This is a genomic window from Bradyrhizobium sp. SHOUNA76 (assembly GCF_023006445.1).
GTDB lineage: Bacteria > Pseudomonadota > Alphaproteobacteria > Rhizobiales > Xanthobacteraceae > Bradyrhizobium.
The window spans coordinates 1-8,643 of the sequence record NZ_JALBHA010000268.1 but is presented as its reverse complement, the minus strand read 5'-3'; the positions used below and the strand labels follow the sequence as shown (position 1 = coordinate 8,643).

Below are 8,643 nucleotides of genomic sequence, written 5' to 3'. Positions count from 1 at the left end.
GAAAAGGCCGAGCAGAAGCGCGTCGCGGAGGAAGCGGCAGCCGCGGAGGCGGCGCGGATCGCCCGCGAGGCGGAAGACGCGGTCGCCAAGCTGGCTGAAGTCGAGGCCGAGCAGAAGGCCAAGCGTGACGCCCGCTACGCCGCCCGCAAGGCCAAGCGCAAGTAACGATCACACCTCACGTTCAATTGAATTGAACTGATACCTGCTTCTGGGGCGGTCCACGACCGCCCCAGGGAAGTTCGAGACCGCGCGTCTGCGTATCGCAAACGCTGCAGCGCCGGTCGAAGATCAGTTCTTCTTCATCATCCCGTCGTCTTTCTTCATCCCGTCCTTCGACATGTGGTCCTTCTTCATGCCGTCATCCTTGGACATCGTGTCCTTCTTCATCATGCCGTCCTTGGACATCGTATCCTTCTTCATCATCCCGTCATCCTTGCCCATCTTGTCCTGAGCAAAGGCGGCCGGCGCAAACGCGAGGCCAAGCGAGAGAGCGGCAGCCGAGACGCCGAGCACGATACGGGTGCGAATGGTCATGGATCATCTTCCCTTCGAGGTGGTGTTTGTCAGCGACGGACGCCGCTATTCAATTTCGACGGATGGACGGCCCGCCTTGTTACGCCGCCGCCGATAAATTTTGGCGATCCCGCTGCGATCCGTCGTTCGGACGAGCCAGGGCCTGCAGCGGGGATCGGAAGTGTGCAGCGCAGCACGTCCAGCACTTGCCGCGGCATTCGGTCTCGAACTATCAGATGAGAGATCATCGGGCGAAAGACCGGCTAGGATGGACCTACGCGCCGGTCTCGGAAACCCAGACCAATCACGCCAAACAAGAGCCGTTCAAAGAACCGCCCAAGGGGATCAGATCATGCTCACGCGCCGCCATCTGCTCGCGACCGCTGTCGCCACACCCGCCATTCTCCGCTTCGGCACCGGCACCGCACAGGCCGCCACCACGCTGAAGATCTCGCACCAGTTTCCGGGGGGCACCATCGACAAGGGTGATTTCCGCGATCGGCTCTGCCGCATGTTCGCCGCCGAAGTTGCCAAGCGCAGCAATGGCGACATCGCCGCCGAAATCTATCCGAACTCCTCGCTGATCAAGACCAACGCGCAGTTCTCCGCAATGCGCAAGGGCGCGCTCGACATCTCGCTCTATCCGATGCCCTATGCCGGCGGCGAGCTGCCCGAGACCAATATCGGCCTGATGCCCGGCCTTGTGACCACCTACGACCAGGGCCTGCGCTGGAAGAAGGAACCGGTCGGCAAGGCGCTGACCGATTTCCTCGCCGATAAGGGCATCATCCTGCTCTCCTGGGTCTGGCAGGCCGGCGGCGTCGCCAGCCGCTCCAAGCCGATCGTGGCGCCGGAAGATGCCAAGGGCCTGAAGGTGCGCGGCGGCTCGCGCGAGATGGACATGGTGCTGCAGACCGCCGGCGCCTCGGTGCTGTCCGTGCCGTCGAACGAAATCTACGCGGCGATGCAGACCGGCGCCTGCGATGCCGGCATCACCTCCTCGACCAGCCTGATCTCGTTCCGTCTGGAAGAGGTCGCCAAATCCCTGACCTCGGGTGCGGGCGCCTCGTACTGGTTCATGCTCGAGCCGCTGATGATGTCCAAGGCGATCTTCGACAAGCTGCCGAAGAACCAGCAGGACATCCTGCTCACGGTGGGCACCGAACTCGAAGCCTTCGGCCGCAAGGGCGCGCAGGACGACGACGTCGAGGTCGCCAAGGTCTACGAGAAGGCGGGCGCGAAGGTCTCTGCGCTCGACGCTGCGACCGTCGGCAAGTGGCGTGACATCGCGCGCGACACGGCGTGGAAGGATTACAGTGCCAAGACCACGACCGCGGCAAACCTGCTCAAGCTCGCCACCGACGTCGCGGCATGAGCCACGGTCCGCTTCCGGATCGTGATGACCCGGCAAACGCTGTCGCGGGCACAGGCCCTGCGGCAGCGATCGATCGCGGCCTTGCCATCCTCAACACCATCATCGTGGTGTTCGCAGCGGTCGCTCTGATCGCCGCTTGCATGATCCTGAGCTACAGCGTGCTCAGCCGCGCGCTGTTCAAGGCTGCCAATTACTGGCAGGACGAGGCCGCCGTGTTCCTGCTGGTCGGAGCGACCTTCATGACGGCGGCCTATGTGCAGCAGAACCGCGGCCATATCGGCATCGAGGCCTTCGTCGGTCTGCTGTCGCCGCTGGCGAACAAGATCCGGCTCTGGCTGGTCGACGCTGCCACGTTCCTGTTCTGCGCCTTCTTCGCCTGGAAGTCCTGGACACTGGCCCATGAAGCTTATGTCGACGGCCAGGTCTCCAACTCGATGTGGTCGCCGCCGCTGGCGATCCCCTATTCGCTGATGGCACTTGGCATGAGCCTGCTCTGCATCCAGATCCTCGTGCAGCTTGCGCTGCCCTTCACCGGAGCCAGGCGTCCATGAGCGTGTTCGGTATCGGCGTTGCCTACGGCGTTGCGACGCTGCTGATAATGTTCTCGGGCATGCCGATTGCGTTCGCGCTCGGCGCGGTCGCGGTCGTGTTCATGGCCATCTACATGCCCTCAGCCTCTCTCGATACGGTGACGCAGAACGTCTACGAGGAAATGGCCTCGATCACGCTGCTGTCGATCCCCCTCTTCATCCTGAAGGGCGCCGCGATCGGCAAGTCGCGCGCGGGCCAGGATCTCTATTCGGCCCTGCATGCCTGGCTGCATCGCGTGCCCGGCGGTCTCGGCGTTGCCAACGTGTTCGCCTGCGCGCTGTTCGCGGCAATGGCAGGGTCCTCGCCCGCGACCTGCTCGGCGATCGGTTCGGCCGGCATCCCCGAGATGCGCAAGCGCGGCTATTCCGGCGGCTTTGCCGCAGGGATCATCGCCGCCGGAGGCACGCTCGGCATCCTGCTGCCGCCCTCGATCACCATGATCCTGTTCGCGGTCGCTGCGGAAAAGTCGCTCGGGCGGCTGTTCCTCGCCGGCATCGGCCCCGGCCTGCTGCTGGTCTCGCTGTTCGGCGCTTACGCCGTGATCCGCTTCCGCCAGGAATATGCCGCGGCCGAAGAGATCTACAAGAACGGCGGACCGGAAGCCGCGATCCTCGCCCGCGACGAGTATACGCTGGCCGAACGCTTCAGCGTGCTGCCGCGCGTGATCCCCTTTGTGCTGCTGCTGACCGGCGTCATGATCGCGCTCTATGGCGGCTACGCCACGCCGTCGGAAACCGCCGGCCTCGGCGGGCTGCTGGCGCTGGCGCTGATCGCCGCGATCTACAGCGTGTGGCGGCCGAGCGACCTCGCCCCGATCATGAAATCGACGATCCGGGAATCGACCATGCTGATGATGATCATCGGCATGTCGCTGCTCTACTCCTACGTGATGAGCTATCTGCACATCTCGCAATCGGTGGCAGAATCCATCGTCGCGATGCACCTGCCGCGCTGGGAGCTGCTGTTTGCGATCCTCGTCATGGTCGTCGTGCTCGGCTTCTTCCTGCCGCCGGTCTCGATCATCCTGATGACGGCGCCGATCATCCTGCCGCCGCTCCGCGCCGCCAATTTCGACATCATCTGGTTCGGCGTGGTCATGACCATCGTGATGGAGATGGGGCTGATCCATCCGCCGGTCGGCCTCAACATCTTCGTCATCCGCAACGTCGCGCCCGACATCCCCCTGCGCGAGGTGATCTGGGGTACCCTGCCCTTCGTGCTGCTGATGATGCTCGCGGTGCTGCTGCTGTGTTTCTTTCCGGCGATTTCGACCGGGCTGCCGGACCTGGTGATGGGGCCTGACGGAAGCAGGTAGAGGCAATCACAACTGCCGTAGGGTGGGTTAGACCAGCGGCCGCGCAAAGCGCGGTCCGCAGGGCGGCAAAGCTTCCGTAGGGTGGGCAAAGCGCAGCGTGCCCACCACTTCCATCGCGATGGCGGACAGAAGGTGGGCACGGCGCAAGTGCGCCTTTGCCCACCCTACGGTTTCTCCTTCCGCCGCGCTTTCGGCGCGTTCGCCACCACCTGCAACAGATCCTTGCGCACCGCCTCGATGTGCCGCTCCAGGAAGCGGCAGGCCTCGTCAACCTTCTGCGCGCGGCAGAGCGCGATCAGATGGGCATGCTCCTTTTCCGCTGTCCCCATCGCCTTGGTGTTGGAGAGCTGGAGGCGGGTGTACCGGTCGCTGGTCTGGAGTAGCGACAGCACGATTGCACGGGTGCGCGGCTGCGCGGCGTGCACGTAGAGCGCCATGTGAAAGTCGGCGTTGAGCTGCCCCCATTCACTGACATTGCGCGCCTTGATCGCCTTCTCGAAGCTTTTGTGAATATCGTCGAGCCCCTTGAAATCCTCTGCCGTGAAACGCGGCGCCGACTGCGCCAGCAATCGCGGCTCCAGGATACGGCGCAGGTCGAAGACATCGTTGATTTCGTCCAGCGACAGCTCCGAGACGATGGCGCCCTTCTGCGGAACGATGCGCACGAGGCCTTCTGCCTCCAACTGAAACAGCGCTTCGCGAACGGGGATCCGGCTGACGCCATAGGCCTCACCGAGCGCATCCTGGCGCAGTTGCGATCCGGCCGGATAGGTACCGTCGAGGATCGCCTGGCGGAGCTGATCGACAATCGCGGCCGACAAGGTGCGATGCTTCAGAGGCTGTTTCATCTGACCTTCTGTTGTCCTTCCCGACTCGTTCGGCCGACGCGGTCCCTGTCTTGCATGTCGAGGTGCCCGGCAAAAGCCGAGCCGCCACAAAAGAAGTGCCCAGCAAAAGCGCGCCCTGCTGCCGAATTGATCGCAATCTCTGTTTGACTCCCAAAATGTATAAATTATACATTTGGCAATCGCACGACAAATCTTCGGGGTTGGGGCCTCTTCATGATCGAGCAGACGATGCCGGCCACGCGCGCGCTCAGCGTCCGACGTACGATCGTCCGGATGTCGAGTGCCCTGCTCGCTTTCGAGCGCCTGGCGCTGATGGGTCTGATGTATCTGCTCACCGGTCTGATCCTGGTGAACGTCGTCACCCGCTACTCGCGTTTCCCGATCTACTGGATCGATGAATCCGCCGTCTATTGCGTGGTCTGGCTGACCTTCATCGGGGCGTCCGCGATGACGCGGCTGCGGCTCGACTTCGCGGTGACCATGTTGACGGAGCGTCTTTCGCCGCAGCACCAGAAGCTCGCCAAGGTGATCTCGACCGGCCTCGTCGTCGTGTTCGGCGTCGCCCTGATCGTGACCTGCGTGCTCTGGATGGACCCGGTGGGGCTGGCACGCGTCGGCTTCGACGGGCGCAAGCTCGCGGCTGAGACCTTCAACTTCCTCTATACCGAGCACACCCAGACGCTGAACTGGCCGACCTGGATGATGTACCTGACGCTGCCGATCTTCGCGGTGTCGATGACCATTCACGGTCTCGCCAATCTCTTGGAAGATATCGGGCTGGTCCCGCGCACGCCACTGACGGGCTTTCAGCTCTCCGAGCTGGATGGGGTCAACTGATGATCACATCTGCGGCCTTCATGGCGTTCATGCTGGTCGGCGTGCCAATCGGGCTGTGCCTGTGCCTCGCCGGCCTTGTCTACATCGCCGCATCCGGCAACCCGGTGCTGTTCCAGTCCTATCCGCTCCAGCTGTTCGGGGGCGTCGACAGCTACGGCCTGATCGCCATCCCGCTCTTCATCCTGATCGGCGAGATCATGAACGGCGGCGGCATCACAAGGCGCATCGTCGACATGGCGATGGCCTTCGTCGGCTCGCTCAAGGGCGGGCTCGCCTACGTCAACATCCTCGCCAACATGTTCATCTCCTCGATCCTGGGATCGGCCACCGCGCAGGTCGCGATCATGGCCCAGATCATGGTGCCGGAGATGGAGAAGAAGGGCTACGACAAGACCTTTGCGGCCGGCCTCACCGCCTATGGCGGCATGCTCGGCCCGATCATCCCGCCGTCTGTGATGTTCGTGGTCTACAGCGTGCTGGCGCAGGTCTCGGTCAGCGACATGCTGATCGCCGGGATCGTGCCGGGCGTGATCCTCACGGTCATGTTCGGCCTCGTCATCGCGCTGATGGGATACATCTACAACTATCCGCGGGCGGACTATCAGACGCCGCGCCAGCGCGTCATGACGATCCTGCGGACGTCTCCGACGCTGCTGATCCCGATCGTCATCGTCGGCACCATTCTCGGTGGCCTCGCCAATGCGACGGAATCCGCCGCCGTCGGCGCGGTCGCCGCAGCCCTGGTCGGAAAGTTCTGGACCAGGGAGTTCGAGTTCTCGCAGCTGCCGCAGATGATGCTGCGCAGTGCCATCTATTCGGCGATCGTGCTGTTTCTCGTCGCCGCCGCGGCCGTGTTCTCCTGGGTGCTGATCTTCGGCAAGGTGCCGCAGGAAACCGCCAGCTGGATCCAGTCGGCCGCCAAGGACCCGATCAGCTTCATGCTGATCTGCAACGTCATCCTGCTGGTGATCGGCACTGTCATCGACGGCATTCCCGGCCTGATCATGACGGTGCCGATCCTGCTGCCGGTCGCGACCGAGGTCTATCACATCGATCCCAGGCATTTTGGCGTCGTGGTGGTGATCAACCTGGTGCTCGGCCTGCTGTCGCCGCCGGTCGGGCTCTGCTTCTTCGTCGCGGCCGCCGTCACCGGCGCCAAGCCCGGCAAGATGTTCATGGTGACGCTGCCCTTCTTCGTCATCTCCTGCGTCCTGCTGGTGCTGCTCTCGCTCTATCCGTCGCTCTCGCTGATCCTCATCAAATAGGCCCATCCAAAAGGAGCCCGACCATGCCGCTTTCACGCCGCCGCTTTCTCGCCGCCAGTGCCGCCGCATGGGTGTTCGCGCCGTCGCTGGCGCTCGCCCAGGCCAAGGAATTCCGCCTCGGCCTGATCACGCCGAACGGCCATTCCTGGAACAAGGCCGCGCTCAAATTCGGCGACGATCTCAAGGCGGCATCCAATGGTCGCCTGACATTGACCGTGTTCCATTCCGGCCAGCTCGGCAATGAGACCGCGATGATGCAGCAATTGCAGTCCGGCGCGCTCGACATGGGCTTCATCCAGGCCGCCGAGCTTGGGTCGCGCGTGCCGCACATCGCCGCGATCAACGCGCCCTACATCGTCCGTTCGACGCCGTCGGTCGCGAAATTCGTGCGGCATCCGGCGGCGGTGAAACTGTTCGACGTGCTGCCGCAGGAGACCGGCACGATCGGGCTCGGCTGGGGCATCACCGGCATGCGCGCGGTGTTCTCCTCAAGGGACCTGAACACGCTGGCCGACATCAAGGGCATGAAGCTGCGCATCAACCCGACGCCGGTCTATCGCGATTTCTATTCCTCGCTGGGTGCTGCGCCCACCCCGATCCCGACGCCGCAGGTGTTCGACGCGATGGCCAACGGCCAGGTCGACGGCCTCGAGGCCGATCTCGAATTCTCCTGGAATCAGCGCTTCGACAAGGTCTCCAAGGTAATCCTCCAGATGAATGCCGTCTTCATGCCGATGGCGGCCGTCGTTTCCGGCCGGGTCTGGCAGTCACTGCCGCCCGCCGACCGCGAGCTGATCACCAAGCTGGTGAAGTCGACGCTGGACGCGCAGATCGACGAGCTTGCCGGCAACGAGCCGGCGCTGATCGAGAATTTCAAGAAGGCGCCGATCCCGATCCGCCAGGTCGACGCAAAGGATACCGAGGCCGTCATTGCCGAGTTCGACAAGATCTGGCTGCCCAAGGCACCCGTTCTCGCCGAGCTGCGCAAGGTCGGCGCGACGCTCTAATTCCATTCGCCATCCTCTTCACAACGACCCGGCGGATCCAGCCCCCCGCCGGCAACTTCACTTGGAGTGAAATCATGACCCGCCACGTTTCCTGGGAAGGCGTCTTCCCGGCCGTTACCACGCAATTCAATGACGACCTGTCGCTCAATATCGACGCAACTGCCAAGGTGATGGACGGGTTGATCCGCGATGGCGTCTCCGGCCTGATCGTCTGCGGCTCCGTCGGCGAGAACACGTCGCTTGAGCGCAAGGAGAAGGTCGCGATCATGGAAACCGCGAAGTCGGTCGCGGCCGGCCGCGTGCCCGTGCTGTGTGGTATCGCGGAATTCACCACCGCTTTCGCGGTCGAGACCGCCAAGGAAGCCGCGCGTGTCGGCATCGACGGCGTGATGGTGATGCCAGCCCTGGTCTATTCGTCCAAGCCGCACGAGACCGCCGCGCATTTCCGCGCCGTCGCCACCGCGACCGACCTACCGGTGATGCTCTACAACAATCCGCCGATCTACAAGAACGACGTCACCCCCGACATCCTGGCCTCGCTGGCGGACGTCGAGACGGTCGTCTGCTTCAAGGATTCCTCCGGCGACACCCGGCGCTTCATCGACACCCGCAACATGGTCGGCGACCGCTTCGTGCTGTTCGCGGGGCTCGACGACGTCATCGTCGAGAGCGTCGCGATGGGCGCGGTGGGTTGGGTCTCGGGCATGTCGAACGCGTTCCCGCGTGAGGGCGAGACGCTGTTCCGCCTCGCCAAGGCGGGGCGCTTCGCCGAGGCGATGCCGCTCTACGAATGGTTCATGCCGCTGTTGCATCTCGATGCGCGGCCGGACCTCGTCCAGTGCATCAAGCTGTGCGAGCACATCATGGGCCGCGGCACCGCGCTGACCCGCCC

The 8,643-nt window shown here is 63.8% G+C and carries 9 protein-coding genes; 7 read left to right on the top strand and 2 right to left on the bottom strand.

Annotated elements, in window-relative coordinates; all coding sequences use genetic code 11:
- Positions 1 to 288 precede the first annotated feature (288 nt).
- Positions 289 to 534: a pentapeptide MXKDX repeat protein gene (locus tag MOV74_RS23805; RefSeq protein WP_036027965.1), complete on the bottom strand. Its 246-nt coding sequence runs from the start codon at positions 532 to 534 to the stop codon at positions 289 to 291.
- Between the two features lie 331 nt (positions 535 to 865).
- On the opposite strand from MOV74_RS23805, the gene dctP reads away from it, so the two are divergent.
- Genes dctP through MOV74_RS23790 form a run of 3 tightly spaced genes read left to right on the top strand, consistent with a single transcriptional unit; the run spans position 866 to position 3,794 of the window.
- Positions 866 to 1,888: a TRAP transporter substrate-binding protein DctP gene (gene dctP / locus MOV74_RS23800; RefSeq protein ID WP_246927888.1), complete on the top strand. Its 1,023-nt coding sequence runs from the start codon at positions 866 to 868 to the stop codon at positions 1,886 to 1,888.
- Complete coding sequence (locus tag MOV74_RS23795) at positions 1,885 to 2,439, top strand: TRAP transporter small permease (RefSeq protein ID WP_246927885.1); 555 nt, start codon at positions 1,885 to 1,887, stop codon at positions 2,437 to 2,439. Before dctP ends, MOV74_RS23795 begins: the two co-directional genes overlap by 4 nt.
- Positions 2,436 to 3,794, top strand: a complete 1,359-nt coding sequence (locus tag MOV74_RS23790; protein WP_246927883.1) for a TRAP transporter large permease — start codon at positions 2,436 to 2,438, stop codon at positions 3,792 to 3,794. The genes MOV74_RS23795 and MOV74_RS23790 overlap by 4 nt, the downstream gene beginning before the upstream one ends.
- A gap of 164 nt (positions 3,795 to 3,958) precedes the next feature.
- Here MOV74_RS23790 and MOV74_RS23785 read toward each other — a convergent pair whose 3' ends face one another.
- Positions 3,959 to 4,642, bottom strand: a complete 684-nt coding sequence (locus tag MOV74_RS23785; RefSeq protein WP_246927881.1) for a GntR family transcriptional regulator — start codon at positions 4,640 to 4,642, stop codon at positions 3,959 to 3,961.
- Positions 4,643 to 4,855: 213 nt separating this feature from the next.
- On the opposite strand from MOV74_RS23785, the gene MOV74_RS23780 reads away from it, so the two are divergent.
- The 4 genes from MOV74_RS23780 to MOV74_RS23765 form a co-directional block, all read left to right on the top strand.
- Positions 4,856 to 5,479, top strand: coding sequence for a TRAP transporter small permease (locus tag MOV74_RS23780; RefSeq protein WP_404979163.1), 624 nt, complete (start codon positions 4,856 to 4,858; stop codon positions 5,477 to 5,479).
- Entirely contained in the window at positions 5,479 to 6,744 is a 1,266-nt protein-coding gene (locus tag MOV74_RS23775) for a TRAP transporter large permease (protein ID WP_246927879.1), read from the top strand. Before MOV74_RS23780 ends, MOV74_RS23775 begins: the two co-directional genes overlap by 1 nt.
- A gap of 23 nt (positions 6,745 to 6,767) precedes the next feature.
- Positions 6,768 to 7,751, top strand: a complete 984-nt coding sequence (locus MOV74_RS23770) for a TRAP transporter substrate-binding protein (protein WP_246927876.1) — start codon at positions 6,768 to 6,770, stop codon at positions 7,749 to 7,751.
- A 74-nt stretch (positions 7,752 to 7,825) separates the two neighbouring features.
- Positions 7,826 to 8,643, top strand: an 818-nt coding sequence (locus tag MOV74_RS23765; RefSeq protein ID WP_246927869.1) for a dihydrodipicolinate synthase family protein, incomplete at its 3' end; no start/stop codon positions are given.